The sequence below is a fragment of the Enterobacter cloacae complex sp. 2015409 genome, assembly GCF_041365315.1.
GTDB classification, from domain to species: Bacteria; Pseudomonadota; Gammaproteobacteria; order Enterobacterales; family Enterobacteriaceae; genus Enterobacter; species Enterobacter pseudoroggenkampii.
This window is the reverse complement of the sequence record NZ_JBFTVM010000004.1, coordinates 1-26326: the sequence shown is the minus strand read 5'-3', so window position 1 is coordinate 26326 and position 26326 is coordinate 1. Positions and strand designations below refer to the sequence as shown.

Annotated in this window: 29 protein-coding genes, 1 rRNA gene and 1 other annotated feature; of the genes, 17 read left to right on the top strand and 13 right to left on the bottom strand. The window is 54.4% G+C overall.

Features of this window, described 5'->3' with window-relative positions:
* The first annotated feature begins 13 nt into the window (after window positions 1–13).
* Both ACDO57_RS18075 and ACDO57_RS18070 read left to right on the top strand, forming a co-directional pair.
* Window positions 14–451 carry a type II toxin-antitoxin system RatA family toxin gene (locus ACDO57_RS18075; protein ID WP_024908332.1) on the top strand — a complete coding sequence of 146 codons (438 nt, stop codon included), beginning with the start codon at window positions 14–16 and terminating at the stop codon, window positions 449–451.
* The gene (locus tag ACDO57_RS18070) at window positions 441–728 is read left to right on the top strand and encodes an RnfH family protein (protein WP_023308884.1); all 288 of its coding nucleotides are present in this window, start codon (window positions 441–443) and stop codon (window positions 726–728) included. Before ACDO57_RS18075 ends, ACDO57_RS18070 begins: the two co-directional genes overlap by 11 nt.
* 103 nt (window positions 729–831) lie before the next feature.
* Here ACDO57_RS18070 and bamE read toward each other — a convergent pair whose 3' ends face one another.
* From bamE to nadK, 3 genes are all read right to left on the bottom strand, one after another.
* Window positions 832–1170, bottom strand: coding sequence for an outer membrane protein assembly factor BamE (gene bamE / locus ACDO57_RS18065; RefSeq protein WP_023308883.1), 339 nt, complete (start codon window positions 1168–1170; stop codon window positions 832–834).
* A 138-nt stretch (window positions 1171–1308) separates the two neighbouring features.
* Entirely contained in the window at window positions 1309–2970 is a 1662-nt protein-coding gene (recN, locus tag ACDO57_RS18060) for a DNA repair protein RecN (RefSeq protein WP_090418274.1), read from the bottom strand.
* An 85-nt stretch (window positions 2971–3055) separates the two neighbouring features.
* Complete coding sequence (gene nadK, locus ACDO57_RS18055) at window positions 3056–3934, bottom strand: NAD(+) kinase (protein WP_008502500.1); 879 nt, start codon at window positions 3932–3934, stop codon at window positions 3056–3058.
* 122 nt (window positions 3935–4056) lie between these two features.
* Between nadK and grpE the strand changes: the two genes are divergently transcribed.
* A complete protein-coding gene (gene grpE, locus ACDO57_RS18050; protein WP_032646909.1) occupies window positions 4057–4650 on the top strand; it encodes a nucleotide exchange factor GrpE in 594 nt (197 codons plus the stop codon).
* A 52-nt stretch (window positions 4651–4702) separates the two neighbouring features.
* Here the strand turns inward: grpE and ACDO57_RS18045 are convergent, their stop codons facing one another.
* Both ACDO57_RS18045 and ACDO57_RS18040 read right to left on the bottom strand, forming a co-directional pair.
* The gene (locus ACDO57_RS18045) at window positions 4703–5989 is read right to left on the bottom strand and encodes an HlyC/CorC family transporter (protein WP_032640969.1); all 1287 of its coding nucleotides are present in this window, start codon (window positions 5987–5989) and stop codon (window positions 4703–4705) included.
* A gap of 18 nt (window positions 5990–6007) precedes the next feature.
* On the bottom strand, window positions 6008–6799 hold the full coding sequence (locus ACDO57_RS18040) for an inner membrane protein YpjD (RefSeq protein ID WP_014884879.1): 792 nt from the start codon (window positions 6797–6799) through the stop codon (window positions 6008–6010).
* Window positions 6800–6965: 166 nt separating this feature from the next.
* On the opposite strand from ACDO57_RS18040, the gene ffh reads away from it, so the two are divergent.
* The 7 genes from ffh (at window position 6966) to ACDO57_RS18005 (ending at window position 12384) form a co-directional block, all read left to right on the top strand.
* Window positions 6966–8327 (top strand): signal recognition particle protein, encoded by a 1362-nt coding sequence (gene ffh / locus ACDO57_RS18035; protein WP_014884878.1) that lies wholly within the window; start codon window positions 6966–6968, stop codon window positions 8325–8327.
* A 116-nt stretch (window positions 8328–8443) separates the two neighbouring features.
* A complete protein-coding gene (rpsP, locus tag ACDO57_RS18030) occupies window positions 8444–8692 on the top strand; it encodes a 30S ribosomal protein S16 (RefSeq protein WP_003863133.1) in 249 nt (82 codons plus the stop codon).
* Between the two features lie 15 nt (window positions 8693–8707).
* Complete coding sequence (gene rimM / locus ACDO57_RS18025) at window positions 8708–9247, top strand: ribosome maturation factor RimM (protein ID WP_032645319.1); 540 nt, start codon at window positions 8708–8710, stop codon at window positions 9245–9247.
* A gap of 31 nt (window positions 9248–9278) precedes the next feature.
* On the top strand, window positions 9279–10046 hold the full coding sequence (trmD, locus tag ACDO57_RS18020; RefSeq protein WP_008502493.1) for a tRNA (guanosine(37)-N1)-methyltransferase TrmD: 768 nt from the start codon (window positions 9279–9281) through the stop codon (window positions 10044–10046).
* A gap of 43 nt (window positions 10047–10089) precedes the next feature.
* Entirely contained in the window at window positions 10090–10437 is a 348-nt protein-coding gene (gene rplS / locus ACDO57_RS18015; RefSeq protein ID WP_002914145.1) for a 50S ribosomal protein L19, read from the top strand.
* A gap of 132 nt (window positions 10438–10569) precedes the next feature.
* Window positions 10570–10974, top strand: coding sequence for a DUF2946 domain-containing protein (locus ACDO57_RS18010; RefSeq protein WP_024908337.1), 405 nt, complete (start codon window positions 10570–10572; stop codon window positions 10972–10974).
* A gap of 39 nt (window positions 10975–11013) precedes the next feature.
* Window positions 11014–12384, top strand: coding sequence for a PepSY domain-containing protein (locus ACDO57_RS18005; protein ID WP_208763182.1), 1371 nt, complete (start codon window positions 11014–11016; stop codon window positions 12382–12384).
* A 2-nt stretch (window positions 12385–12386) separates the two neighbouring features.
* Here ACDO57_RS18005 and ACDO57_RS18000 read toward each other — a convergent pair whose 3' ends face one another.
* The 4 genes from ACDO57_RS18000 to ACDO57_RS17985 all read right to left on the bottom strand — a co-directional run bounded on the left by ACDO57_RS18000 (window position 12387) and on the right by ACDO57_RS17985 (window position 15162).
* Entirely contained in the window at window positions 12387–12872 is a 486-nt protein-coding gene (locus ACDO57_RS18000) for an OmpA family protein (protein WP_024908339.1), read from the bottom strand.
* Window positions 12873–12884: 12 nt separating this feature from the next.
* Window positions 12885–14105, bottom strand: coding sequence for a diguanylate cyclase DgcN (dgcN, locus tag ACDO57_RS17995; protein ID WP_024908340.1), 1221 nt, complete (start codon window positions 14103–14105; stop codon window positions 12885–12887).
* Complete coding sequence (locus ACDO57_RS17990) at window positions 14098–14649, bottom strand: YfiR family protein (RefSeq protein ID WP_194266141.1); 552 nt, start codon at window positions 14647–14649, stop codon at window positions 14098–14100. Before ACDO57_RS17990 ends, dgcN begins: the two co-directional genes overlap by 8 nt.
* A 138-nt stretch (window positions 14650–14787) precedes the next feature.
* A complete protein-coding gene (locus tag ACDO57_RS17985) occupies window positions 14788–15162 on the bottom strand; it encodes a DUF2799 domain-containing protein (protein WP_024908342.1) in 375 nt (124 codons plus the stop codon).
* A 214-nt stretch (window positions 15163–15376) separates the two neighbouring features.
* Between ACDO57_RS17985 and aroF the strand changes: the two genes are divergently transcribed.
* The 3 genes from aroF to ACDO57_RS17970 are packed head-to-tail and all read left to right on the top strand — an operon-like array spanning window position 15377 to window position 18513.
* Window positions 15377–16447 (top strand): 3-deoxy-7-phosphoheptulonate synthase AroF, encoded by a 1071-nt coding sequence (aroF, locus tag ACDO57_RS17980; protein WP_024908343.1) that lies wholly within the window; start codon window positions 15377–15379, stop codon window positions 16445–16447.
* An 11-nt stretch (window positions 16448–16458) separates the two neighbouring features.
* Window positions 16459–17580 (top strand): bifunctional chorismate mutase/prephenate dehydrogenase, encoded by a 1122-nt coding sequence (gene tyrA, locus ACDO57_RS17975; protein WP_024908344.1) that lies wholly within the window; start codon window positions 16459–16461, stop codon window positions 17578–17580.
* A gap of 60 nt (window positions 17581–17640) precedes the next feature.
* On the top strand, window positions 17641–18513 hold the full coding sequence (locus ACDO57_RS17970) for an SMP-30/gluconolactonase/LRE family protein (protein ID WP_370884355.1): 873 nt from the start codon (window positions 17641–17643) through the stop codon (window positions 18511–18513).
* On the opposite strand, the gene pheA is transcribed toward ACDO57_RS17970, so the two are convergent.
* The 4 genes from pheA to bamD all read right to left on the bottom strand — a co-directional run bounded on the left by pheA (window position 18510) and on the right by bamD (window position 21284).
* The gene (gene pheA / locus ACDO57_RS17965; protein ID WP_061714606.1) at window positions 18510–19670 is read right to left on the bottom strand and encodes a bifunctional chorismate mutase/prephenate dehydratase; all 1161 of its coding nucleotides are present in this window, start codon (window positions 19668–19670) and stop codon (window positions 18510–18512) included. The two genes, ACDO57_RS17970 and pheA, sit on opposite strands and share 4 nt — an antisense overlap.
* A 30-nt stretch (window positions 19671–19700) precedes the next feature.
* Window positions 19701–19826, bottom strand: a sequence feature (Phe leader region).
* Window positions 19778–19825, bottom strand: a complete 48-nt coding sequence (gene pheL / locus ACDO57_RS17960; protein ID WP_100249759.1) for a pheA operon leader peptide PheL — start codon at window positions 19823–19825, stop codon at window positions 19778–19780. (Overlaps the previous feature by 48 nt.)
* A 110-nt stretch (window positions 19827–19936) precedes the next feature.
* On the bottom strand, window positions 19937–20278 hold the full coding sequence (gene raiA, locus ACDO57_RS17955) for a ribosome-associated translation inhibitor RaiA (protein ID WP_003863162.1): 342 nt from the start codon (window positions 20276–20278) through the stop codon (window positions 19937–19939).
* A 268-nt stretch (window positions 20279–20546) separates the two neighbouring features.
* Entirely contained in the window at window positions 20547–21284 is a 738-nt protein-coding gene (bamD, locus tag ACDO57_RS17950) for an outer membrane protein assembly factor BamD (protein ID WP_023308867.1), read from the bottom strand.
* A 131-nt stretch (window positions 21285–21415) separates the two neighbouring features.
* Here bamD and rluD point away from each other — a divergent pair, with 131 nt between their 5' ends.
* The 4 genes from rluD to ACDO57_RS17930 all read left to right on the top strand — a co-directional run.
* Window positions 21416–22396: a 23S rRNA pseudouridine(1911/1915/1917) synthase RluD gene (gene rluD, locus ACDO57_RS17945; RefSeq protein ID WP_023308866.1), complete on the top strand. Its 981-nt coding sequence runs from the start codon at window positions 21416–21418 to the stop codon at window positions 22394–22396.
* Window positions 22393–23124, top strand: a complete 732-nt coding sequence (gene yfiH, locus ACDO57_RS17940) for a purine nucleoside phosphorylase YfiH (protein ID WP_090418264.1) — start codon at window positions 22393–22395, stop codon at window positions 23122–23124. The genes rluD and yfiH overlap by 4 nt, the downstream gene beginning before the upstream one ends.
* Window positions 23125–23253: 129 nt before the next feature.
* Window positions 23254–25827, top strand: coding sequence for an ATP-dependent chaperone ClpB (gene clpB / locus ACDO57_RS17935; protein ID WP_032646889.1), 2574 nt, complete (start codon window positions 23254–23256; stop codon window positions 25825–25827).
* A 428-nt stretch (window positions 25828–26255) separates the two neighbouring features.
* Window positions 26256–26326 (top strand): 16S ribosomal RNA (locus ACDO57_RS17930); the annotation flags it as partial.

The window sequence follows — 26326 nt, the reverse complement described above, 5'->3', positions numbered from 1 at the left end:
CATGGGAAATGCTATGCCTCAGATTAGCCGTACTGCGCTTGTGCCTTACAGCGCGGAACAAATGTATCAGTTAGTGAACGATGTTCAGTCTTATCCAGAATTTATTCCGGGATGCACCGGGAGCCGCGTTCTGGAGTCCGGGCCGACGCAGATGACCGCGGCGGTGGATGTCTCTAAAGCGGGGATCAGCAAGACGTTCACCACCCGCAATACGCTGACCAGCAATCAGAGTATTTTGATGCATCTGGTAGATGGTCCGTTTAAAACCCTGATGGGAGGCTGGAAGTTTACGCCGCTGAGCGCTGACGCCTGCCGCATCGAGTTCCAGCTGGACTTTGAATTTACCAATAAGCTGATTGAGCTGGCGTTTGGCCGCATCTTTAAAGAGCTGGCGTCCAATATGGTTCAGGCGTTCACCACCCGCGCCAAAGAGGTTTACAGTGTCGCATAAGATAGCTGTAGAAGTGGTGTACGCATTGCCGGAGAAACAGTACCTGCAGCGCGTGACGCTGGAAGAGGGAGCAACCGTTGAGGCAGCTATCCGCGCGTCCGGCATCCTTGAGCTTCGCAGCGATATCGACCTGGCGAAGAATAAAGTCGGGATTTACAGCCGTCCGGTGAAGCTGGGGGATGTGCTGAAAGAGGGCGACCGGGTAGAGATTTATCGTCCGCTGATTGCCGACCCGAAAGAGCTGCGTCGTCAGCGTGCGGAGAAGGCGGGTAAGTAGCGTGTTTTCCCCTCACCCTGACCCTCTCCCCAAAGGGGCGAGGGGATAAAAGAAATACAAAAAAGGTGCTCAATGAGCACCTTTTTGCATTTCTGACTTCTGATTATTTGGTCAGGGCAGGCTTGTTGTCGATGTTGGTCAACACACCGGCGCTGCTGAAGGTCAGCGTCAGGGTCTGCTGGGTCGCATCTTCGTGGCCCGGCTTCTGACGGAATACATAGAACCAGGTGTTAGTGCCGAACGGATCGGACATCATCGGGGTTCCCAGTGTATAAGCGACCTGCTGTTGTGTCATCCCCACGCGGATTTTGGACACATCGTTAGGGGTAAGGTAGTTCCCCTGGTTGATGTCAGGACGGTAAACCACTTTCTCCAGAGTGGAACAGCCTGCGGTCAACATCAGAAGAACCGCAGCGGCAGCGGTCAGCATTTTACAACGCATAGTGATTTGATTCCTTTTCGGGCCCGAGCAGAACGCGGCTCATATGTAATATGCCGATGATAATAGACCTTGCCCCACTTTGAAACCGGTCTGGCGGCGTTTTTGTTGTTCTGTATGACCCTGAGATCCCGAAAAAGTTTATGCCGCCAGCAGTTCTTTCGCGTTCGCGAGCGTGTTACGCGTGACTTCGCTGCCGCCGAGCAGGCGTGCCAGCTCCTGCAGGCGCGCACGTTTATCCAGCGGCTTCATGTGCGTTTCGGTCATTTCACCGTCGGTTTCTTTGCTGACGATAAAGTGATGATGACCACAGCCCGCGACCTGCGGCAGGTGGGTGACACACATCACCTGCGTTGATTCTCCTAGCTGGCGCAGCAGTTTACCCACCACCGCCGCCGTTGGGCCGCTGATGCCGACATCCACTTCATCGAAAATCAGCGCCGGGGTGTCCATTTTACGCGCGGTAATTACCTGAATTGCCAGCGCAATACGCGACAGTTCACCGCCGGAGGCCACTTTGGAGATAGCCTGCAGCGGCTGCCCCGGGTTGGTAGTGACGCGGAACTCGATGCGGTCCGCACCTTCTGCCGTCAGGTGATTCTCTTCAAAGCGGACATCAATGGTGAATACACCGTGCGGCATCGCCAGCGTGTGCATGCTGTCGGTGATGTGCTGGCTTAGCTCCTGGGCGTAATGCTGACGGATTTCATGCAGCTTTTGCGCTGTCGCCAGGGCCTGTTCATGGTGAAGGTTCACCGCCAGAGAAAGGGTTTCCTGCGAGTCAGCCTGATCGTCAAGCTGCTGCTGCTCTTCCAGCAGAGACTGATAGTAGCCCGGCAGCTCTTCCGGCGTTACGTGGTGCTTGCGCGCCAGTGAAATCTGACGGGAGATACGCTGCTCCAGCTCAAACAGACGGTTCGGGTCGAGATCCAGACGTTCACAGTAGTGGCGCAGTTCGTCACTGGCTTCGGAGATCTGAATAGCCGCTTCCTCCAGCATATCCAGGACGCCTGAAAGCTTGCTGTCCATGCCGACCAGTTCGGTAATCAACTGGCGGACGTTATACAGCTGTCCTTGCAGGTTCACGTCTTCGCCATCCGCCAGCAGGTTAAGCGCATTCTGGCTGGTTGAGAGCAGGTGACCGCTGTTCGCCAGGCGTTTGTACTCTTCGTCGATTTGCTCAAACTCACCCGGCTGTGGGTTGAATTCGTTCAGCTCTTTAAGCTGGTACGCCAGCAGCTCCGCACGTGCGGCGCGCTCCTGGCTTTGCTGCTGGTGCTGGGCGAGCTCGCGGCAGCTTTGATGCCACTGGCGATAGTGTTCCGCCATAAGCTGAGTAAGCGCGTACTCACCCGCATAGCCATCCAGCAGCGCTTTCTGTTGTTCGGGTTTGACGAGTTGCTGGTGCGCATGCTGACCGTGGATCTGGATAAGCAGTTGGCCGAGTTCACGAAGCTGGGAAAGCGGAACCGCCGTGCCGTTGATAAAACCGCGGGAACGGCCGTCGCTGCTGATGACGCGGCGGAGTAAACACTCACGTCCATCTTCGAGCTGGTTCTGTTCCAGCCAGCGCTGGGCGGCAGGGGTGTCTTTCAGGGAGAAACGGGCGCACAGGTCGGCACGGTTGGCGCCCATGCGCACCATATCGCCCTCTGCGCGGCCGCCAAGGCACAAGCCGAGGGCATCAATGGCAATGGATTTACCTGCACCGGTTTCCCCGGTGATCGCCGTCATGCCGCTGTGGAAATCGATCTCAAGCTCACGAACAATGGCAAAGTTGCTGATGGTCAGTTGTGCCAGCATAATTGTTTTCCTGTATGAAAAACCATAACTGTGTTTTCATACAGTATAAACTGGTTTTTTATACAGTAAAGTACTGGATGCAGAATCAGAACAATTTTTTTGACCAGCCAAGCTTCGAGCTTAATGTGTTGAAATAGCTGTAATCTTTCGGATGAATCAGATTCAGGTGGTAATCACACCGGCGAATAAGCACATCTTCACCTTCCTGGATCGGCAGCGCTATCTGGCTGTCGCAGCTGATCTCCAGGTCGTTACGGCGGTGCGAGAAGCGCAGACGGATCGTGCTGTCGCCGTTGATGACCAGCGGGCGGGCGGAGAGCGTGTGCGGGAACATCGGCACCAGGGTAATGGCATCCAATGAGGGCGTCAGAATCGGGCCGCCGGCAGAAAGCGAGTAGGCGGTTGAGCCGGTCGGGGTGGAGATAATCAGCCCGTCAGAACGCTGGGAGAAGGCAAAGATCTCGTCGATATAAACTTCGAACTCGATCATGTGCGCCACTTTACCGGGGTGAAGGACCACCTCGTTAATCGCGGTGCTGATGCGCTTCTGGCAGTCCTGCTGGCACACCTGCGCTTCCAGTAAAAAGCGTTTTTCACTGATATAGTGGCCTTCCAGCACGTCGGCCAGCTGCTGCTGCGCATTGTCCGGGTCAAGGTCGGTTAAAAAGCCGAGATTGCCACGGTTGATGCCGATGACCTTAATGTCATAACGCGCCAGCGTGCGGGCCGCGCCGAGCATGTTGCCGTCGCCGCCCACCACCACGGCGAGATCGGCCTGTTGGCCTATTTCCGCCAGCGTGCCGGTTTTGACGCTCTTCAGCTGCAGCTCCTGAGCAATCTGCTGCTCGACCATCACTTCATAGCCTTTGCTACACAACCAGCGATACAACATTTCATGTGTCGTTAGTGCGGTAGGGTGACGCGGATGCCCGACGATCCCAATACACCTGAAATGATTATTCATTTTCTGGAGGTCCTTGTGCCTGATGAATGATGACAATCTGTCTTGTTCCCTTGAATCCCGGAAACTGATCCCCATAATAAGCGAAGTTAGCGAGATGAATGCAGAAAAACGCGGAGAAATTCATGAGTAGTAAAGAACAGAAAACGCCTGAGGGGCAAGCCCCTGAAGAAATTATCACGGAACAGCACGATGAAGTTGAGGCTGTAGAGCCAGACGCATCTGCTGAGCAGGTGGACCCGCGCGATGAAAAAATTGCGAATCTGGAAGCCCAGCTGGTAGAAGCACAGAATCGCGAACGCGATGGTGTTCTGCGCATCAAGGCAGAAATGGAAAACCTGCGTCGCCGTACCGAGCAGGACGTTGAGAAGGCGCATAAATTTGCGCTGGAGAAATTCGTCAACGAACTGCTGCCGGTAATCGATAGCCTCGATCGCGCGCTGGAAGTGGCTGACAAAGCTAATCCGGACAACGCGGCAATGATCGAAGGTATCGAACTGACGCTGAAATCCATGCTCGACGTGGTGCGTAAGTTTGGCGTGGAAGTAATTGCCGATACCGACGTTCCGCTGGATCCAAACGTTCACCAGGCGATTGCGATGGTTGAATCTGAAGAGATTGAAGCCGGTAAAGTGCTGGGCGTAATGCAGAAAGGTTACACCCTGAACGGCCGTACCATTCGCGCTGCGATGGTAACCGTGGCGAAAGCGAAAGCGTAATTCGCTATCCGTAGTGCCGGGTAGCGGCGTCCGCCTTACCCGGCCTATAACCTTACTCCGCGATACTTTCGCGCAGGGGTTTAACGGGCAGGACTTTCACCTGCTTGATCATATTGTCCTGCACGTCCAGGATATCAATATCGTACTGCTCAATGCGCACCCGCGTGCCCGCCGCCGGGATCTCTTCCAGCGCTTCCAGAATCATCCCGTTAATGGTGCGAGCCTCATCTTCCGGCAAATGCCAGTTAAAGGCTTTGTTGAGTTCGCGAATGTTCGCGCTGCCGTCAATCAGCACCGATCCGTCGTTTTGCGGGGTGACCTCTTCCGCGAGGGAAGGCGACATTGAGGTGGTAAAGTCCCCGACAATCTCTTCCAGAATATCTTCGACCGTCACCAGCCCCTGAATATCGCCGTACTCATTGACCACCAGGCCAACCTTCTTCTTGTTACGCTGGAATTTCACCAGCTGCGTGCTGAGGGGGGTTCCTTCCGGCACGTAGTAAATTTCGTCGGCGGCGCGCAGCATCACCTCTTTGGTGAACTCTTTTTTCTCGGTCATCAGACGGTAGGCTTCGCGCACGCGCAGCATGCTGATGGCGTCATCCAGCGAGTCGCGATAGAGCACAATGCGCCCGTGCGGGGAGTGCGTCAGCTGGCGAACGATGGCTTTCCAGTCGTCATTGATGTCGATACCGACGATTTCGTTACGCGGCACCATGATGTCGTTCACGCTCACCTTTTCCAGATCCAGCACCGACAGGAGCATGTCCTGATTGCGTCGGGAGATCTGCGAGCGGGATTCATGCACGATGGTGCGAAGCTCTTCTTTGCTGAGCGCGCTGCTGATGGTGACATCGGCCTTGATCCCCACCATCCGCATCAGGACGCGCGTCACCATGTTCAGCAGCCAGACCAGCGGCATCATCAGGATTAGCAGCGGTGCCAGCAGGAAGCTGCTCGGGTAGGCGACTTTCTCAGGGTAAAGCGCGGCGATGGTTTTCGGCAGCACTTCGGCAAACACCAGCACCACGAACGTCAGCACGCCGGTGGCAATCGCCACCCCGGCGTTGCCGTACAGGCGCATCCCGACGATGGTGCCGAGGGCAGAGGCCAGAATGTTGACGAGGTTGTTGCCGATGAGCACCAGGCTTATCAGGCGATCCGGCTTGCGGAGCAGTTTTTCAACGCGGCGTGCGGCACGGTTACCCTGTTTAGCACGATGCCGTAACCGGTAGCGGTTTAAGGTCATCATGCCGGTTTCCGAGCCGGAGAAATAGGCGGAGATGACCACCATGACGATCAGCGTAACGATCAGCGTGGTGGTAGAGATGTGTTCCAGGGGGAACTCCTTTGTTTCTTAGCCAGCAAATTGCTGTATGAAGCGGCTGCCAAAATAGGCAAGGGTGAGAATGCCCGCACCCGCGACGTTGAACCAGACCACGCGACGACCGCGCCAGCCTTCATGATAATGGCCCCATAACAGGACAATATAGACAAACCACGCGATGATGGAGAGCACCGCTTTATCGATATTCTCCACGCTGAACAGGTTCTTCATGTAAAACAGGCCCGTGCAGAGCGTCAGCGTCAGCAGCACCACGCCCACCTGGGTGATGTGGAACATCTTGCGCTCAATGACCATCAGCGGCGGCATTTCATGGTTAAAGGCCAGCTTTTTGTTTTTCAGCTGATAGTCAATCCATGCGAGCTGCATGGCGTAAAGCGCGGCGATGATCAGCGTCGCGTAGGCAAAGAGCGACAGGCCGATGTGCACCAGCATCCCCGGGGTAGCCTCCAGATGCGTAATAAACTCATTAGGCATAAAGGTGGCGAGGGCCAGATTGATCAGCGCGAAGGTGTAGACAATCGGCAGCAGCAGCCAGCCGCGATTTTTAGACGCGACGATGGTCATCACCGTACAGATCATCAGGCTGACCAGCGAGCCGACGTTGAGGACGCTCAGGTTTTGCACGCTGCCGTCGCCGGGAATGATGCGTGATTCCAGCGCAAAGGCGTGGCTAATCAGTGCGATGACCGCAGAAAGAATAGCCATGCGCCGCCAGCCGCTGTTTTTTTGCAGCAGTCCGGGAACGATCAGCGCGAGGCTGACAGAGTAGGCAACAAGGGCGATCAGTGCGAAAACAGGCATATAGGCATCGACAGTTGTCTTAATAAGAAAGAGAAGCAGTATAACGTTACGTGACGCCTGCTCCAACCGTTGCATAACAACAAAGACGCCTTCATGTTATACTCCGGCAAAATTCTGTGTATGTGTCGCCCATGGCGGCCCAACGTTTCTACTCAGGCGAGAGACAATGTTTGATAATTTAACCGATCGTTTGTCGCGCACGCTGCGCAACATCAGCGGCCGCGGACGCCTTACTGAAGAGAACATCAAGGAAACGCTGCGCGAAGTGCGCATGGCGCTGCTGGAAGCAGACGTCGCGTTGCCGGTTGTTCGCGATTTTATCAACCGCGTAAAAGAGAAGGCGGTTGGTCATGAAGTTAACAAGAGCCTGACCCCGGGTCAGGAGTTCGTCAAAATCGTTCGTAATGAACTGGTTTCGGCGATGGGCGAAGAGAACCAGGTGCTTAACCTGGCGGCTCAGCCACCGGCCGTGGTGCTGATGGCGGGCCTGCAGGGTGCGGGTAAAACCACCAGCGTCGGTAAGCTGGGTAAGTTCCTGCGTGAAAAGCACAAGAAGAAAGTGCTGGTGGTCTCTGCGGACGTCTATCGCCCGGCGGCGATCAAACAGCTGGAAACCCTGGCAGAGCAGGTTGGCGTGGATTTCTTCCCGTCCGACGTGGCGCAGAAGCCTGTCGACATCGTTAACGCCGCGCTGAAAGAGGCGAAGCTGAAATTCTATGACGTGCTGCTGGTGGATACCGCCGGTCGTCTGCACGTCGACGAAGCGATGATGGACGAGATCAAGCAGGTGCATGCCTCTATCAACCCGGTAGAGACCCTGTTCGTTGTCGACGCCATGACCGGTCAGGATGCGGCGAATACCGCGAAAGCGTTTAACGAAGCGCTGCCGTTAACCGGCGTGGTGCTGACCAAAGTGGACGGTGACGCCCGCGGCGGTGCGGCGCTCTCTATTCGTCACATCACCGGTAAGCCGATTAAATTCCTCGGCGTGGGCGAGAAAACCGAAGCGCTGGAGCCGTTCCACCCGGACCGTATTGCCTCCCGTATTCTCGGCATGGGCGACGTACTGTCGCTGATCGAAGATATCGAGAGCAAGGTTGACCGCGCGCAGGCCGAGAAGCTGGCCAGCAAGCTGAAAAAAGGTGACGGTTTCGATCTCACCGACTTCCTTGAGCAACTGCGTCAGATGAAAAACATGGGCGGCATGGCCAGCCTGATGGGCAAACTGCCGGGCATGGGCCAGATCCCTGACAACGTGAAAGCGCAGATGGATGACAAGGTGCTGGTGCGTATGGAGGCGATCATCAACTCGATGACCCTCAAAGAACGCGCAAACCCGGATATCATCAAAGGTTCCCGTAAACGCCGTATCGCAGCCGGTTGCGGCATGCAGGTGCAGGACGTTAACCGCCTTCTGAAACAGTTCGACGACATGCAGCGCATGATGAAGAAAATGAAGAAAGGCGGCATGGCGAAGATGATGCGCGGCATGAAAGGGATGATGCCTCCCGGTTTTCCAGGGCGTTAATCGCTTTTGAGATTGCTTTTTGCCCGAAAATGAGTAAAATTTTCGGGCTTTTAATATGACACCCGGGCTCCGTTCCTCGATGGGGCCCGGTTGTTTTATTCACACAAGAGGATGTTATGGTAACTATTCGTTTAGCACGTCACGGCGCTAAAAAGCGTCCGTTCTACCAGGTTGTTGTGACTGACAGCCGTAATGCACGCAACGGTCGCTTCATCGAGCGCGTTGGTTTCTTCAACCCACTGGCCGCTGGCGCAGAAGAAGAAACTCGTCTGGATCTGGATCGTATCGCTCACTGGGTTGGCCAGGGCGCTACTGTTTCCGATCGCGTTGCTACGCTGATCAAAGCAGCAAACAAAGCAGCTTAATCTGTCACGGTGGTCATGATGAGCAATAAAGTACCTGTTGAACCGATCGTATTGGGAAAAATGGGTTCTTGCTACGGTATCCGTGGTTGGCTCAGAGTGTTTTCCTCCACTGAAGACGCTGATAGCATTTTTGATTACCAGCCTTGGTTTATCCAGAAAGGCGGTAAGTGGGAAGAGGTCGAGCTGGAAAGCTGGCGTCACCACAATCAGGACATCATCATCAAGCTGAAAGGCGTTGACGATCGTGATGCCGCGAATGCGCTGACTAATTGTGAAATTGTCGTGGATTCGTCGCAGTTGCCACAGCTGGAAGAGGGCGACTACTACTGGAAAGACCTTATGGGTTGCCAGGTAGTCACTACCGAAGGCTACAGCCTGGGGAAAGTCATCGATATGATGGAAACCGGGTCGAATGACGTTCTCGTCATTAAGGCAAACCTGAAAGATGCATTTGGCATCAAGGAGCGGTTGGTCCCGTTCCTCGATGGACAGGTTATCAAGAAAGTCGATCTCACTACTCAAACCATTGAAGTAGATTGGGATCCTGGTTTTTAAATTCTCCGGATAAACGGTAAAAGACGGCGCTATGTGGATTGGCATAATTAGCCTGTTTCCTGAAATGTTCCGCGCGATTACCGATTACGGGGTAACTGGCCGGGCAGTAAAGAATGGCCTGCTGAGCATCCAGAGCTGGAGTCCTCGTGACTTTACTCATGACCGGCACCGTACCGTGGACGATCGTCCTTACGGCGGCGGACCGGGGATGCTAATGATGGTGCAACCCTTACGGGACGCCATTCACACAGCAAAAGCCGCGGCAGGTGAAGGCGCAAAGGTGATTTATCTGTCACCTCAGGGACGCAAGCTTGATCAAGCGGGCGTGAGCGAACTGGCGACGAATCAAAAGCTGATTCTGGTCTGTGGGCGCTACGAAGGGATAGATGAGCGCGTAATCCAAACCGAGATTGACGAAGAATGGTCTATCGGTGATTACGTTCTCAGCGGTGGTGAGTTACCGGCAATGACGCTGATTGACTCCGTCGCCCGGTTCATTCCGGGGGTTCTGGGCCATGAAGCTTCGGCAACGGAAGATTCCTTTGCCGATGGGTTGCTGGACTGTCCACACTATACTCGTCCTGAAGTGTTAGAAGGGATGGAAGTACCGGCAGTGTTACTGTCTGGAAACCATGCCGAGATACGTCGCTGGCGTTTGAAGCAGTCGCTGGGCCGAACCTGGCTTAGAAGACCTGAACTTCTGGAAAACCTGGCTCTGACTGAAGAGCAAGCAAAGTTGCTGGCCGAGTTCAAAACTGAACACGCGCAACAGCAGCATGAACATGATGGGAATGCGTAATACGCTCCCGAATATCAGTTTACCCAGGATAAGAGATTAAATTATGAGCAACATTATTAAGCAACTTGAACAAGAGCAGATGAAGCAGGACGTACCTTCCTTCCGTCCAGGTGACACCGTGGAAGTGAAAGTATGGGTTGTTGAAGGTTCCAAAAAACGTCTGCAGGCATTCGAGGGCGTGGTTATCGCTATTCGTAACCGCGGTCTGCACTCTGCATTCACTGTTCGTAAAATTTCCAACGGCGAAGGCGTTGAGCGTGTCTTCCAGACTCACTCTCCGGTAGTTGACAGCATTGCTGTTAAACGTCGTGGTGCTGTACGTAAAGCTAAACTGTACTACCTGCGTGAGCGTACTGGTAAGTCTGCTCGTATTAAAGAGCGTCTGAACTAAGATTCGCTTAAGCGACATCCTGTTAGAAAGGGCTGGCCGAAAGGCTGGCCCTTTTTTTATCCCATCGCACCTCTCGCGTTAACCCTTTTGTCATAAATCATTTACAATGCTTGCCTCTTGAATGGAGGGGAAGTGGATAACGTACTGCATCAGCCTGACCGGAAACGCGCAGCGGCATTGACCGCGCTGTTCGCGATCCTGCTGATCGTGGTAGCACCGCTTATCTCCGTCTCGTTGCAGAAAGATCCCATGAGCGCCATGCCGGGCATGCATCATGACATGAGCATGATGTCGATGGACGAGCATCACGGCGATATGCCGCACACGATGCCTGTCGACCATGCTGAAGCGTGCGGTTACTGCGTGCTGTTAGCGCATGTCCCTGGCGTGATGCTGGCGCTCATCATCCTGCTCAGCGTGGTGCTGCAGAGGCTTCGCGTTAAGCCGCCGCGTCAGGCGGTCAACCACTGGCACTTCTTCCCCTGGCTTTACCCTGATACCCGCGCGCCGCCGCGACAGTCTGCTTTTTCCCTTTAAAAACAAAATCGATAACTTTTTGCCTTAAAAAGGAAAAGTATGACTACTTGCACTCCGCGCGCGGCATGGGGAAACCTGCTGCGTCGCCTCCATTTCTACGTCGGGCTGTTTGTCGGCCCGTTTATCTTCTTCGCCGCGCTGACCGGGACGCTATATGTGGCGACCCCGCAGCTGGAAAACGCACTCTACCGGCACGCGCTCCACGCGGATTCCGTGGGCGAGCCGCAGCCTCTGGCAGAACAAATCGCCGCGGCGGAAAAAACCGTTGGATCAGATTTACGTTTGCACGCCGTGCGTCCGGGGCTGGTTGAGGGCGAAACCACCCGCGTGATGTTCGCTGACCCGAAACTTGGGCCATCGGAGAACCGGGCTATCTTTATCGATCCGGTGAGCCTGGCGGTGCTGGGAGATCTGACGGTATACGGCACCAGCGGGATTTTACCCCTGCGTCAGACCATTGATTACCTGCATACTTCTCTGATGCTGGGCGACATTGGGCGCCTTTACAGCGAGCTTGCGGCCTCGTGGATGTGGGTTGCCGCGCTGGGCGGTGTTGCCCTGTGGTTTTATACCCGACCCAAACGGCGGATCAACAATCGCTTCCAGAACCGGCGTCGGGTGCACGTGACGCTGGGCTGGGTTCTGCTGGGTGGAATGCTGCTGTTCTCCGCAACCGGCCTGACCTGGTCCCAGTGGGCTGGCGAGAACGTGGATAAGCTGCGGGCAGAGATGAACTGGCTCACCCCGCAGGTGAACACGACGCTATCCGGCCAACATGAGGTTATGGATGAACATGCCGAACACCGTGGTCATCACGGCGGGATGATGATGCCGGAAATGGCGATGGATTTGACGCAGTTTGACGGAGTGTTAAGCGCGGCGCGTAAAGCGGGGATTGATGCCAACAGGCTGGAGATCCGCCCGGCGAAAACGATGGATCGTGCCTGGACCGTGACGGAAATCGATCGCAGCTGGCCGACCCAGGTCGATGCCGTTGCGGTTGATCCTTCTACGATGCAGGTTCTGGACAGAACCCGATTCGAGGATTTCCCGCTAATGGCAAAACTGACCCGCTGGGGCGTGGATTTCCATATGGGGATCTTATTTGGGCTGGTAAATCAGCTGCTGCTCGTGGCGTTTGGTCTTTCCCTGTGCGTGCTCATTATCTGGGGATACCGGATGTGGTGGATCCGTCGTCCGGCGCAATCGGCAGTGAGTCCGGTACAAACGCTTTGTCAGAGCTGGCTGGCGCTGTCAGGATGGGGAAGAGGCGTTGCGGTAGTAACCAGCGTACTGTTGGGGCTGGCCCTGCCGGTCATGGGCGCGAGTCTGGCGCTGTTTGTTCTGGTGGACTGGCTGCGCTGGCGAGCGGCAACCAGGGTGACGCTCGCCGAATCATCCGCTAAATAACCCTATGGCGTGCTGATAACCACTGCGACGCGGCGGTTTTCAGCGCGCCCTTGTGGGGTACTGTTACTCGCAACCGGGTATTTTTGACCTAATCCCCGCGTGGTGAGATTGCTGCGAGGGATATTTGCACCCTTAGCCCAGGCTTCGGCCACCGCATTGGCGCGTTTTAACGACAGCGCTTCGTTGTAGCTTTCTTCCCCGTAGTTATCCGTGTGACCGTCCATTCGCGCGTGGTTCAGCCCGGTTTCCGCCAGGCGAGAGGCCATGGACTGGATCTGTGTTTCACTCTCCGGGCGCAGCCTGGCGTCATTTTTATCAAACAGGATGGTGTCCGATATGCCAAGTGACCAGTCACCGTTCAGTTCGTTAAAACCGTAAGACTTCATCGCCGCAATTTGCTCAGGAGTGAATTTGCCTTCCGGCGGCGACTGACAGCCTGCCAGAATCAGTGAGGCCAGTACTATCGGCGCGAAGTAACGTTTTAACATAGAATTTCCTTTCTAACTTATTGTTTTCGTACGCTGGTTTTTAACCTGGTACATGTTGCGGTCAGCCCTCTCCAGTAATGCTTCCACGGAAGCATTTTCCCACGCCAGAGCAAAGCCAATGCTGAGTGACATCGATGCTTTTTGTCCGTTATGAAGATCAAACGGACGGATAAATTGCTGCGAAAGCGCAGCACAAATGTGTTGAACCTCAAGCTCAGAGTGCACGCCGTACAGCACCATGGCGAATTCGTCACCGCCAAGCCGGTATGCCTGGTGACGTTTGTCGCCAAACTCCATCATCCTGCTGGCGACTTCAATCAGCACGCAGTCTCCTGCCGCGTGTCCCCAAGTGTCGTTAATAAACTTAAAATTATCACCGTCGAGGAAGAGCAGGGCCGAGTTTGTTTTGGCTGAAGGGTCGTTCATTAAGGCTGCAATGCTGTTACGAAATGCCGCACGGTTGGCAAGACCGGTAAGCGGGTCGTGCATGGCGGTACGCAACAGCTGGGCGTTTTTCGCCTGCAGCTTGAGCTGCCACTCTTCCATTTCATCCAGAAGACTGTTGAAGTCCTCGCCAAACTGGTGAAATTCTTCGATACGGCCATCTTTCACCCGGCGGGAGAAGTTGCGGTTCGTGCGTACGTCATGCACGACGTCGGTAATGTTCTGCAGGGCCGTCACCATCCCACGATGCAAAGACTGGGTAATGATGAACGCGACGACGGCGGCAAAGAGAATGCAGCCGGTCAGAACGGCAAACGACATCCAGATGAAATGGCTGATCAGACTGTCACGCGCGGTAAGGCGGATTTCGCCGATCGTTAAGCCGTTATGCATGATGGGCTGCGCAACCGGTACGGGGAAAAGCCAGCGGCTGACCAGTGCCCCAAGCGTGTCGTTGTTATCTTCCGGGTTCCAGGACCAATAGGCGAACCGCTTTTTATGCGCGTTAATCACCTCGGCCACGGCAAACTGCCCCTGTTTGCCCAGGGCGGCAAGCGTTTCGCTGGCCGCCAGCGAGTCGTTGAAAACCAGCGAGGCTTCCAGGCTGTGGCTCATTGTGGCGCCGGTTAATTCGAGATTCTTTTGCGCGTATTGTTTTAAGGTTACGACGGAGGCAAAACAGAGCAACAGCCATATTAACGTCATGGTGATAATGACGCTTATCATGCTGTTTCGCCTCAATGTTCTTTTAAACGTCGGACGTGATGTTGAAGTGAAATCTTTATCCATGCTGCTTATTCCGTGCCAGCATTAATACATCCGGATTGACTCTTACGCCACTGCGCGTCAATGCATCCAGGTTGACGGAAAACCGTACCTGGCCGCGATCGATCATCAGGCAAAAGGCACTGCCAATTACACATTCCGGATTTTGCTCTGAGATTAATAGCAACGCTCTGCCCTGATATTGACTTATTAATTCAAGTTGTTTTGCCGGTGATTCAGATCCGAAATAAATCGCATCGCACGTCGCGGCCAGGGCTTCCCGATCGTTATGTACAATAACGGGGGTATAAGGTAACTCGTTGTGCCCTTCGTCGCCGCTGAGGGCATGCGTATAGTGAGAAGTGGCGTAGACGCAGAGTTTAGGTTGCCCGGTAAGTGACGGCCATCGCGTATAGCTCACAATGCCTGAGACAATTGAGCGTACTGATTTATCCGTTTCCGTAAGTGCGCCTGCCGTCGTTGGGCCCACCATAAGGAACAGCATTAACACCAGAGTGAGTCGGAATAAAGAGATCAAGAATGAATTTCTCACCAGAATCCGCCACATCGCTCCGGAAATAGACGTCCTTAAGAGTTGCGGGCAGAATACCATTGTTTATCAGATCCGTCATTATGTCAGAAATAGCATGAGGCCAACCTAAGCTAAATCCTACTGTTGTGTATTTTCCGGTGGATAAAAACAGACTTAATTGAGTCTGCTGGAGCGCATACTTTCATCCATCCCTTTCTGCCATGACGCACGCAGTGTTGCCGCGTTTTCGGCAGTATCGCAGCTGGCAGGGAAAGATTTCCCTGCTAATCCCCAGGCATGAATAAATCCTTCTTCGCAGACTTTCTTCTGACCATCGGCATAGCCGCGAAGATATTCACTACGATCGACGTGCGTGTCGTTAAAACTATCGGCCAGGGCCTGGTTATCTTTAACCGGCAGGCCATTCATGGCGTCTTCTTTACCGGCATCAAACCAGGATGGGCTGGTCCAGTCGGGCTGGAAGGTGTAAGGATTGATCTGACAGCCCGTTAAAAACAGCGACAACAGCGCGAGAGCAATTGAACGCATAGCCATTCTCCTTTTTTCTTCAGCATAGCCTGGCTAAAGAAAATCTGTCTGTAATTTAAAGTTTACGTTTTTATCGGCTGATTTTTGCAATAAATTGGCATATGTAAACTAATCTGTACGTATTTTGGATTGAAATGTTTACTTTTTATGGTATCGTGGTCTCACCTCATCGAGGAAAACAACTATCGCAAACGAGCTTTACAGGATCGCCATCATGCAAAAAGACGCGCTGAACAATGTACATATCACTGACGAACAGGTTTTAATTACTCCGGATCAACTGAAAGCAGAATTTCCGCTGAGCGTCGCGCAGGAGGCTCAGATTGAGCACTCTCGTCAGACCATTTCTGACATTATCGCCGGCCGCGATCCGCGCCTGCTGGTGGTATGCGGTCCTTGCTCCATTCACGATCCTGAAACCGCCATTGAGTACGCTCGTCGATTTAAAACATTAGCGGAGGAGGTCAGCGATAGCCTCTATCTGGTGATGCGCGTCTATTTTGAGAAGCCACGTACTACCGTCGGCTGGAAAGGGTTGATTAACGATCCGCACATGGATGGCTCGTTTGATGTGGAAGCAGGCCTGAAGATTGCGCGTCGCCTGCTGGTGGAGCTGGTCAGCATGGGGCTGCCGCTGGCAACCGAAGCGCTGGATCCGAACAGCCCGCAATACCTTGGCGATCTGTTCAGCTGGTCCGCGATTGGTGCGCGTACCACGGAATCGCAAACCCACCGCGAGATGGCGTCGGGTCTGTCGATGCCGGTTGGCTTTAAAAACGGTACCGATGGCAGCCTGGCGACGGCGATCAACGCTATGCGTGCTGCCGCCATGCCGCACCGTTTTGTCGGTATCAACCAGGCGGGCCAGGTCTGCCTCCTGCAAACGCAGGGCAACCCCGATGGCCATGTGATCCTGCGCGGCGGGAAAGCCCCGAACTACAGCCCGGCGGACGTGGCGCAGTGTGAAAAAGAGATGGAGCAGGCGGGACTGCGCCCGGCACTGATGGTAGATTGCAGTCATGGTAATTCGAATAAAGATTACCGTCGCCAGCCAGCGGTTGCGGAATCTGTGGTCGCACAGATCAAAGATGGTAACCGTTCGATTATCGGTCTGATGATCGAGAGCAATATTCATGAAGGCAATCAGTCATCTGAACAACCGCGCAGTGCCATGAAGCACGGCGTCTCCGTGACGGATGCCTGCATCAGTTGGGAGACGACCGATGCACTGCTGCGTGAGATCCACAAAGATTTGAACGGCCAGCTGGCGACGCGTCTGGCTTAAGAGGTTTAGTTATGGTTGCTGAATTGACCGCACTGCGCGATCAAATTGATGAAGTGGATAAGGCGCTGCTGGATCTGCTGGCGCGCCGTATGGCGCTGGTTGCCGAAGTGGGTGAGGTGAAAAGCAAATACGGCCTGCCGATTTACGTCCCGGAGCGCGAGGCCTCCATGCTGGCCTCCCGTCGCAAAGAGGCGCAGGCGCTGGGCGTTTCTCCCGACCTGATTGAAGATGTTCTGCGTCGCGTGATGCGGGAGTCCTATTCCAGCGAAAACGACAAGGGTTTTAAAACTCTCTGCCCGTCCCTGCGTCCGGTGGTGATTGTCGGCGGTGCAGGGCAGATGGGGCGTCTGTTTGAAAAAATGCTGACGCTGTCTGGCTATCAGGTGCGCATTCTGGAAAAAGAGGACTGGGCGCAGGCACCGGAACTCATGAAAGATGCCGGGATGGTTATCGTCAGCGTGCCGATCCACGTGACGGAGCAGATCATCGAAAAGCTGCCTCCTTTGCCGAAAGATTGCATCCTGGTGGATCTGGCCTCTGTCAAAAATGGTCCGCTACAGGCCATGCTGGCTGCACATACCGGCCCGGTGCTGGGCCTGCACCCAATGTTTGGCCCGGACAGCGGCAGCCTGGCTAAGCAGGTGGTGGTTTACTGCGATGGTCGTCAGCCGGAAGCCTATCAGTGGTTCCTGGAACAGATTCAGGTATGGGGGGCGCGACTGCACCGCATCAGCGCGGTCGAGCACGATCAGAACATGGCGTTCATTCAGGCGCTGCGCCACTTTGCGACGTTTGCCTACGGCCTGCATCTGGCGGAAGAGAACGTGCAGCTTGAACAGCTGCTGGCACTCTCTTCACCGATCTATCGTCTGGAGCTGGCGATGGTCGGGCGCCTGTTCGCGCAGGATCCGCAGCTTTACGCGGACATTATTATGTCCTCCGAGAACAACCTGGCGCTGATCAAGCGCTACTATCAGCGCTTTGGGGAAGCCATTACGCTGCTGGAGCACGGAGACAAGCAGGCGTTTATCGACAGCTTCCGCAAGGTCGAGCACTGGTTTGGCGATTACGCGCAGCGTTTCCAGAGTGAGAGCCGGACGCTGTTGCGCCAGGCAAATGACAGTCGCCAGTAATGCGATGATGTATATACTGAAAGCCAGCATCGCTGGCTTTTTTCATTTTGGGGAACTGTCATGGCCGAACCGCAGCTGCTGTTGAATTACACCGGGCATCTGCCTGAATGCCCGACGTGGAGCGCAGAAGAGCACGCGCTCTACTGGGCCGATATTCTGGAAGGGGAGATCCACCGCTACCATCTGCCGGCGGCGGAACACACCGTACTTTCTTTCCACGAGGAGGTGGGCTGTTTCGCGCTGCGCGAGCGCGGCGGGTTTATCGTCGCCATGCGCAATGGCATCTGGCTTGCCGATAAGCATGGCCTTCTGCAGCGCAAGGTGTGCGATAACCCCTCTAACCCGCAGCTGGCGCGTTTTAACGATGGGGGCACCGACCATCAGGGCCGGTTCTATGCGGGCACGTTCTGGGGACCGGGAGATTACAACGGCGCCCTGCTGATGCGCATCGACAACGATCTGACGCCGAAGGTGATCCAGTGCGATATTCACGGTCACAATGGCTTAGCGTTTAGCCCGGATAAGCAGTGGATGTTTACCTCAGACACGCCAAACGGTGTGATCTACCGTACCCCGCTTGATGGGCAGGGCGAACCCGGCAGGCGCGAGGTGTTTCGTCAGTTTAAAGAGGGGGAAGGGATTCCGGACGGCGCGGCGATGGACGTGGAAGGCTGCTACTGGAGCGCGCTGTTTGACGGCTGGCGGATTGCGCGTTTTTCACCGCAAGGGGAGCAACTGGAAGAATACCGCATGCCGGTACGTTGCCCGACGATGGTCTGCTTTGGCGGCGATGACATGAAAATGCTGTTTATTACCACCACGCGGGAAAATATGGATGCAGAAGAGGTGGCGAAGTATCCGCTCTCCGGCGCCATCTTCACCCTGCCGGTTAACGTGGCAGGGATGAAGAAAAGCCGCTTTATCGAACGTTAGCTCGGATCGACCGGGACGACGTTTTCGCTCGGGTAGCAGCCCAGCACCTTCATGGAACGTGTGATCTCGCCCAGCTCGCGCAGGGCTTTCTGCATGGACGCAGATTCCAGGTTGGCCTGGATATCGAGGTAGAACATCTCTTCCCACGGGTTACCGTGGATCGGACGTGATTCCAGCTTCGTCATGATCAGGTTGTGATTACGCAGCACCAGCAGGGCTTCAACCAGCGCACCGGCCTGCTGGCCGGTGGCCATCAGCAGCGTGGTTTTAGCCGGTACCTGGTCAGACACATTGATTGCCTTGCGGGCCAGCACCACGAAGCGGGTAATGTTTTGTGTCTGGTTTGCCAGGTTGCGTTCCAGCACCTGTAAACCATACAGCGCGCCGCCCGCTTCGCTGCCGAGCGCCGCGACGGTGGGGGAGTTCGCCTGCGCCACTTTTTCCATCGCCGCCGAGGTGCTCTCGGTGTACTCAATTTTCCAGTTCGGATAGCGGTTCAGGAACTGGCTGCACTGCTGGAACGGCTGCGGGTGGCTGTAGACCGTTTCGATCGTGTTCAGGTCCGTTGAGCCGGAGACCAGCACGCAGTGATCGATAGGGATCGTCAGCTCGCCGACTAGCGACAGGCTGGTGTGCTGCAGCAAGTCGTAGACGTCGTTGATGGCACCGGAGCTGGTGTTCTCAATCGGCACCACGGCGTAATCCGCCTGACCGGTTTCGACCTGGTTAAAAATGTCGGCAAACTTCGCGCAGCCGCTTTCAATAAATTCTTCGAAATGGCGTGCGGCATACTGACGTGCGGCCAGGTGAGAATAAGAGCCCTTGGGCCCGAGGAAGGCGATACGCGCAGAATGCGGATTGGTTTTATTGAGATGCTGCTGGAGTAGCGCTTGCTGGGTGAGAACGGAATCTTCGATGATGAGCTGGAACAACCGGGTAATGTAGTGGGCATCGAGGTGATGCGCTTTGCCGAGCTGAATGAGACGTTCCAGCAGATCCCGCTCGCGGTCGATATCACGGACCGGACGATGGGAGTCCAGCTTGGCTTTGCCCACTTCAACGGCAAGGGCGCGGCGTTCGGCCAGCAGCGCCAGCAGTTTCTCATCCAGCGCGCTGATTTTTACGCGCAGATCCAGTAACGGGTTTTCCGGTGTCATAGTGTTGCCTGTCTCATTTTATCGTTATCAATAAAAAAGGCCCCCCGGTGTGGGAGGCCTTGTTGTTCGTCTTCGCATTCTTTATCACACGACGAAACGCCTCCCGTTCAGGGGAAGGTAAAAAAGAATGCGAAGAAGAACGGCGTAAGTTTCATAAAGTCATCCTGTGAGTGATACCGTTAAAGTACCCGTACTGTTTTCACCCTGTCAATAAAAAACAAAAAACGCGCCCGAAGGCGCGTTGGCGGTACACTCAATTTAAAGGATTACTCTTCTTCAACTTCTTCCGCGAAGCTGGCGTCTTTCACCGATGTTGCGGCGCGACGGGCTTCACCTTTGTGTTGCACTTTATTGAGCTGCCGTTCCAGCTTGTTGATCAAATCGTTAATAGCGGTGTACATATCCTCGTGTTTTGCGCTGGCGACCAGATGGCCGTTTGGAGTATTGATAGTTGCGTCAGCGATGAAACCCTGCGGCTCCTTGGACAGGATGATATGTGGATTAATCAAATGTGTTTGCCATTTATCCAGTTTGGCGAGACGGTCTGCGACGTGCTGGCGAATTGCCGGAGTAATTTCCATTTGTTTACTGGTAATGTTCATTGTCATAAATTTTACCTCTTGTCTTTCCGTCTTGGTGATTCCAGCATACCCGACCTAATGTCAAAATGTGTGATTTATATCACGTTATTTTGTCGGTTTTTGTCAGGGAATCTTTTTTGTGAGGCAGGGCAGGAAGAGGTGAGATTTACCTTGTAGAAGGCATAAATTGGGGCCATAGTTGACAGGATGTGTTGAGGCTAGCGCGCTTCAGCGACGCTCAGAAACGAATAAAAAAACGGCAGCCCGAAGGCTGCCGTTTTGCATTGAGGCAAAATCAGGTGTTGCTGCTGTTCGCGGCGATGATTTTCGCCACTTTTTCAGCCTGAGCGGTCATCTGCATCTGACGGTAAGCATTTTCCATCAGCTTCAGGCCGTCGCGCGTTGCCTGAGTATCCGGGTAATCACGCAGCATACCTTCTACGCGGTTAACCACGGCAACCCATGCGCCACGGCGGGTATAGTATTCCGCCACGGAGTATTCATATTTCGCCAGACGATCTTTCAGGAACACCAGACGCTTTGTGGCGTCGGTCACGTACTGACTGTTCGGATAGCCGCGCACCAGCTTGGAGAAGTCATTGAAAGCATCACGCGCATGCTGCGGGTCACGGTCGGAACGATCCACGCCGAAGAAGCCCTGCAGCGCACTGTCGTCCAGCGCCATGTTGGTAAGACCGCGCATGTACATCACGTAGTCGATGTTAGGATGAGTCGGGTTCAGACGCATGAAACGATCGATGGTTGCCTGAGCCAGCGGCAGATCGGCATTTTTATAGTATGCGTAGATGAGATCTAACTGTACCTGCTGCGAATACGGACCAAATGGATAGCGATTATCCAACGCTTCCAGTTGCGTTATCGCCTGTTTCCAGTTACCGTCCTGCAACTTTTGTTGTGCAGTCGCATAGATTTCATTCGGCGGATTGTCAGGGACCTGTTCATTTGAACCGGAGCAGCCCACCAAAGCCAGGCTCAACGTGGCCGCTGCCACCAGATATTTCATGCGCGTCATGACGTTTTGACTTTCCTCAAATGTTTGTCCGGGAGAAACTCTGTTCCTGCTCCCGATTAAGACCAGCTACAATAGCACACTATATTAAACGGCAAAGCCGTAAAACCCAACGTTAAACGAAGAAGCAGTTTATGGCACAACGAGTAGAACTCACCGCAACAGTCTCCGAAAATCAGCTCGGTCAACGCTTAGATCAGGCTTTGGCCGAATTGTTCCCTGATTATTCGCGTTCACGCATAAAAGAATGGATCCTTGACCAGCGCGTGCTGGTAAACGGCAAGATCTGGGACAAACCAAAAGAGAAAGTGTTAGGTGGGGAAGCTGTCGCCATCAATGCTGAAATCGAAGAGGAAATCCGCTTCGAGCCGCAGGATATCCCACTGGACATCGTCTATGAAGATGATGACATTCTGGTGATCAACAAGCCGCGCGACCTGGTTGTTCATCCGGGCGCGGGGAACCCTGACGGTACGGTACTTAACGCACTTCTCCATTACTATCCACCGATCGCGGATGTCCCGCGCGCGGGCATCGTGCACCGTCTGGATAAAGACACCACGGGTTTGATGGTGGTGGCGAAGACCGTTCCTGCTCAGACACGTCTGGTGGAGTCGCTGCAGCTGCGCGAAATCACCCGTGAGTATGAAGCGGTAGCCATTGGGCATATGACCTCTGGCGGAACGGTGGAGGAGCCTATCAGCCGTCACCCAACCAAGCGTACCCATATGTCGGTGCATCCGATGGGTAAACCGGCGGTGACGCACTATCGCATTATGGAACACTTCCGTATTCATACGCGCCTGCGTCTGCGCCTGGAAACCGGGCGTACTCACCAGATCCGTGTGCATATGGCCCACATTACCCATCCGCTGGTGGGCGATCAGGTCTACGGTGGCCGTCCGCGTCCGCCTAAAGGCGCATCGGATGAGTTCATCAGCGTATTGCGTAAATTCGATCGTCAGGCGCTGCACGCGACGATGCTGCGTCTTTACCATCCTATCACCGGCATTCAGATGGAGTGGCATGCGCCTATCCCTCAGGATATGGTGGATCTTATTGACGCCATGCGTGCTGATTTCGAAGAACATAAGGATCAAGTGGACTGGTTATGACCAAACTGATTGTCCCGGAGTGGCCATTGCCTGCTGGCGTGGCTGCCTGCAGTTCAACCCGCACTGGCGGTGTTAGCCAGGGCGCGTGGGAGTCATTGAACCTCGGTGCGCACTGTGGTGACAACCTGGAACACGTGGAAGAGAACCGCAGGCGTCTGTTTGCTGCGGGGAACTTGCCGTCGAAGCCGGTCTGGCTGGAACAGGTTCACGGCAAGGCGGTGCTGAAGTTGACGGGAGAACCCTATGCTTCTAAACGCGCTGATGCCTCTTACAGCAATACTCCGGGAACCGTTTGTGCCGTAATGACCGCCGATTGTCTGCCAGTGCTGTTCTGCAACCGTGCAGGTACCGAGGTGGCTGCAGCACACGCGGGCTGGCGTGGACTGTGTGAAGGCGTGCTGGAAGAAACCGTCGCCTGTTTTAAGGATGAGCCCGCCAATATTATGGCCTGGCTTGGCCCGGCCATTGGTCCTCGCGCTTTTGAAGTGGGCCCAGAGGTCCGCGACGCCTTTATGGATAAAGATCCGCAAGCGGTGGACGCCTTCCTGCCTTCTGGAGATAAATATCTGGCCGATATTTACCAGCTTGCGCGTCAGCGTTTGAATAACGTGGGCGTAACGCAGATCTCCGGCGGCGATCGCTGCACATTCACCGAAAAGGGTGATTTTTTCTCTTATCGCCGCGACAAGACCACTGGTCGTATGGCAAGTTTTATTTGGCTGATATAACCTAAAGAATCAAGACGATCCGGTACGTGCCGTTTTCTTTTCACATAATTCAGGTCATTAACCTTGAATAATTGAGGGATGACCTCATTTAATCTCCAGTAGCAAATTTGACCTGTTATGGGAGGAGTTATGCGTCTGGATCGTCTTACTAATAAATTCCAGCTTGCTCTCGCCGATGCCCAGTCCCTCGCACTGGGGCACGACAACCAATTTATCGAACCTCTTCATTTAATGAGCGCCTTGCTGAATCAGGAAGGGGGATCGGTACGTCCTTTATTAACGTCCGCTGGCATTAATGCTGGCCAGTTACGCACCGCTATCGATCAGGCGCTGAGCCGTTTGCCGCAGGTCGAAGGGACCGGCGGCGACGTTCAGCCGTCGCAGGATCTGGTGCGCGTGCTGAACCTTTGCGACAAGCTGGCGCAAAAACGTGGGGACAACTTTATTTCGTCAGAGCTATTTGTTCTGGCGGCGCTTGAATCACGCGGTACCTTGACCGACCTGCTGAAATCTGCCGGTGCGACCACCGCCAATGTGACTCAGGCGATTGAGAAAATGCGCGGAGGTGAAAGCGTGAACGATCAGGGAGCCGAAGACCAACGTCAGGCTTTGAAGAAATTTACGGTCGATCTGACCGAGCGTGCTGAACAGGGCAAACTTGACCCGGTTATCGGCCGTGATGAAGAAATCCGCCGTACCATTCAGGTACTGCAGCGTCGTACCAAGAACAACCCGGTGCTGATTGGTGAACCGGGTGTCGGTAAAACCGCCATTGTTGAAGGGCTGGCGCAGCGTATCGTCAACGGTGAAGTGCCGGAAGGCCTGAAGGGCCGCCGCGTGCTGGCGCTGGACATGGGCGCGCTGGTGGCCGGTGCGAAATACCGCGGCGAGTTCGAAGAGCGTCTGAAAGGCGTGCTTAACGACCTGGCGAAGCAGGAAGGCAACGTTATCCTGTTTATCGATGAACTGCACACCATGGTTGGCGCGGGTAAGGCAGACGGCGCGATGGATGCCGGGAACATGCTGAAACCTGCGCTGGCGCGCGGTGAGCTTCACTGCGTCGGCGCTACTACGCTGGATGAGTACCGTCAGTACATTGAGAAAGATGCTGCGCTGGAACGTCGTTTCCAGAAAGTGTTTGTTGCTGAACCAAGCGTTGAAGATACCATCGCGATCCTGCGTGGTCTGAAAGAGCGCTATGAACTGCACCACCACGTGCAGATCACTGACCCGGCCATCGTTGCGGCAGCGACGCTTTCTCATCGTTATATCGCTGACCGTCAGCTGCCGGATAAAGCGATCGACCTGATTGATGAGGCGGCATCCAGCATTCGTATGCAGATTGACTCGAAACCGGAAGAGTTGGACCGGCTTGACCGACGCATCATTCAGCTCAAGCTGGAACAGCAGGCGCTGAAGAAAGAGTCTGATGAAGCCAGTAAGAAACGCCTCGATATGCTCAATGAAGAACTGGACGATAAAGAGCGCCAGTATTCTGAGCTGGAAGAAGAGTGGAAAGCCGAGAAAGCATCCCTTTCCGGTACGCAGACCATTAAAGCTGAACTTGAACAGGCAAAAATTGCCATTGAGCAGGCTCGCCGTGTCGGCGATTTGGCGCGGATGTCTGAACTGCAGTACGGCAAAATTCCTGAGCTGGAAAAACAGCTTGAGATAGCGACGCAGTCAGAAGGGAAAACGATGCGTCTGTTACGTAATAAGGTGACGGATGCAGAAATCGCGGAAGTGCTTGCTCGCTGGACCGGTATTCCGGTGGCGCGCATGCTGGAAGGCGAGCGTGAAAAACTGCTGCGCATGGAGAACGATCTCCACAATCGTGTGATTGGTCAAAACGAAGCGGTTGAGGCGGTATCGAACGCTATTCGCCGTAGCCGTGCGGGGCTTTCCGATCCTAATCGTCCTATCGGTTCGTTCCTGTTCCTGGGGCCGACCGGTGTCGGTAAAACCGAGCTGTGTAAAGCGCTGGCTAACTTTATGTTCGACAGCGACGATGCGATGGTGCGTATCGACATGTCCGAGTTTATGGAGAAACACTCCGTCTCGCGTCTGGTCGGTGCGCCTCCGGGATATGTCGGTTATGAAGAAGGCGGTTACCTGACGGAAGCGGTTCGCCGTCGTCCTTATTCCGTCATCCTGCTGGATGAAGTGGAAAAAGCACACCCGGATGTGTTCAACATCCTGTTGCAGGTGCTGGATGATGGGCGTCTGACCGACGGGCAGGGGAGAACGGTCGACTTCCGTAATACGGTTGTCATTATGACCTCGAACCTGGGTTCTGATTTGATTCAGGAACGTTTCGGTGAACTGGACTACAGCCATATGAAGGATCTGGTGCTCGGTGTGGTGAGCCATAACTTCCGTCCGGAGTTCATCAACCGTATTGATGAAGTGGTGGTATTCCATCCTCTGGGTGAGAAACACATTGCGTCGATTGCGCAGATCCAGCTGCAGCGTCTGTACAAACGTCTGGAAGAACGTGGATATGAAATTCACATCTCCGACGAGGCGCTGAAGCTGCTGAGCGAGAATGGTTACGATCCGGTTTACGGTGCGCGTCCATTGAAACGTGCTATCCAGCAGCAGATCGAAAATCCGCTGGCGCAGCAGATCCTCTCCGGAGAGTTGATTCCAGGCAAAGTTATTCGTCTGGAAGCCAACGACGATCGCATTGTGGCAGTGCAGTAAGTCACAAAACGCAAAAACGAGCCGCTTGCGGCTCGTTTTTGTTTAAAAACCAGGCGAAAATTGAGGTCTGGAGTTGGTTTTGCCTGGAAAGTGAGCAGTCAGTAAATAAATTTCACTTTATCCTTGCAGGTTCGGAATTACTCCCTATAATGCGCCTCCACTGACACGGAACAACGGCACACACGCCGCCGGGTCAGCAGAGAAAAGCGAAAATAAACGCTTGACTCTGAAGCGGGAAGGCGTATTATGCACACCCCGCGCCGCAGCGAAAAGCGAAGCGGCACTGCTCTTTAACAATTTATCAGACAATCTGTGTGGGCACTCAAAGTGACATGGATTCTTAACGTCCTCGGACGAAAAATGAATACCAAGTCTCTGAGTGAACATGCGTAATTCATTACGAAGTTTAATTCACGAGCATCAAACTTAAATTGAAGAGTTTGATCATGGCTCAGATTGAACGCTGGCGGCAGGCCTAACACATGCAAGTCGAGCGGTA

What these genes read in the sequence shown, in the direction of transcription:
- rplS (WP_002914145.1), top strand. Translation starts at nt 10,090, where the DNA reads ATGAGCAACATTATTAAGCAACTTGAACAAGAGCAGATGAAGCAGGAC.
- aroF (WP_024908343.1), top strand. Translation starts at nt 15,377, where the DNA reads ATGCAAAAAGACGCGCTGAACAATGTACATATCACTGACGAACAGGTT.
- ACDO57_RS18000 (WP_024908339.1), bottom strand. Translation starts at nt 12,872, where the DNA reads ATGTTAAAACGTTACTTCGCGCCGATAGTACTGGCCTCACTGATTCTG.
- ACDO57_RS18005 (WP_208763182.1), top strand. Translation starts at nt 11,014, where the DNA reads ATGACTACTTGCACTCCGCGCGCGGCATGGGGAAACCTGCTGCGTCGC.
- ACDO57_RS17990 (WP_194266141.1), bottom strand. Translation starts at nt 14,649, where the DNA reads ATGTGGCGGATTCTGGTGAGAAATTCATTCTTGATCTCTTTATTCCGA.
- trmD (WP_008502493.1), top strand. Translation starts at nt 9,279, where the DNA reads ATGTGGATTGGCATAATTAGCCTGTTTCCTGAAATGTTCCGCGCGATT.
- pheA (WP_061714606.1), bottom strand. Translation starts at nt 19,670, where the DNA reads ATGACACCGGAAAACCCGTTACTGGATCTGCGCGTAAAAATCAGCGCG.
- clpB (WP_032646889.1), top strand. Translation starts at nt 23,254, where the DNA reads ATGCGTCTGGATCGTCTTACTAATAAATTCCAGCTTGCTCTCGCCGAT.
- ACDO57_RS17985 (WP_024908342.1), bottom strand. Translation starts at nt 15,162, where the DNA reads ATGCGTTCAATTGCTCTCGCGCTGTTGTCGCTGTTTTTAACGGGCTGT.
- grpE (WP_032646909.1), top strand. Translation starts at nt 4,057, where the DNA reads ATGAGTAGTAAAGAACAGAAAACGCCTGAGGGGCAAGCCCCTGAAGAA.
- ACDO57_RS18040 (WP_014884879.1), bottom strand. Translation starts at nt 6,799, where the DNA reads ATGCCTGTTTTCGCACTGATCGCCCTTGTTGCCTACTCTGTCAGCCTC.
- bamD (WP_023308867.1), bottom strand. Translation starts at nt 21,284, where the DNA reads ATGACGCGCATGAAATATCTGGTGGCAGCGGCCACGTTGAGCCTGGCT.
- rluD (WP_023308866.1), top strand. Translation starts at nt 21,416, where the DNA reads ATGGCACAACGAGTAGAACTCACCGCAACAGTCTCCGAAAATCAGCTC.
- ACDO57_RS18075 (WP_024908332.1), top strand. Translation starts at nt 14, where the DNA reads ATGCCTCAGATTAGCCGTACTGCGCTTGTGCCTTACAGCGCGGAACAA.
- raiA (WP_003863162.1), bottom strand. Translation starts at nt 20,278, where the DNA reads ATGACAATGAACATTACCAGTAAACAAATGGAAATTACTCCGGCAATT.
- dgcN (WP_024908340.1), bottom strand. Translation starts at nt 14,105, where the DNA reads ATGGATAAAGATTTCACTTCAACATCACGTCCGACGTTTAAAAGAACA.
- yfiH (WP_090418264.1), top strand. Translation starts at nt 22,393, where the DNA reads ATGACCAAACTGATTGTCCCGGAGTGGCCATTGCCTGCTGGCGTGGCT.
- nadK (WP_008502500.1), bottom strand. Translation starts at nt 3,934, where the DNA reads ATGAATAATCATTTCAGGTGTATTGGGATCGTCGGGCATCCGCGTCAC.
- ffh (WP_014884878.1), top strand. Translation starts at nt 6,966, where the DNA reads ATGTTTGATAATTTAACCGATCGTTTGTCGCGCACGCTGCGCAACATC.
- ACDO57_RS17970 (WP_370884355.1), top strand. Translation starts at nt 17,641, where the DNA reads ATGGCCGAACCGCAGCTGCTGTTGAATTACACCGGGCATCTGCCTGAA.
- tyrA (WP_024908344.1), top strand. Translation starts at nt 16,459, where the DNA reads ATGGTTGCTGAATTGACCGCACTGCGCGATCAAATTGATGAAGTGGAT.
- rpsP (WP_003863133.1), top strand. Translation starts at nt 8,444, where the DNA reads ATGGTAACTATTCGTTTAGCACGTCACGGCGCTAAAAAGCGTCCGTTC.
- bamE (WP_023308883.1), bottom strand. Translation starts at nt 1,170, where the DNA reads ATGCGTTGTAAAATGCTGACCGCTGCCGCTGCGGTTCTTCTGATGTTG.
- rimM (WP_032645319.1), top strand. Translation starts at nt 8,708, where the DNA reads ATGATGAGCAATAAAGTACCTGTTGAACCGATCGTATTGGGAAAAATG.
- recN (WP_090418274.1), bottom strand. Translation starts at nt 2,970, where the DNA reads ATGCTGGCACAACTGACCATCAGCAACTTTGCCATTGTTCGTGAGCTT.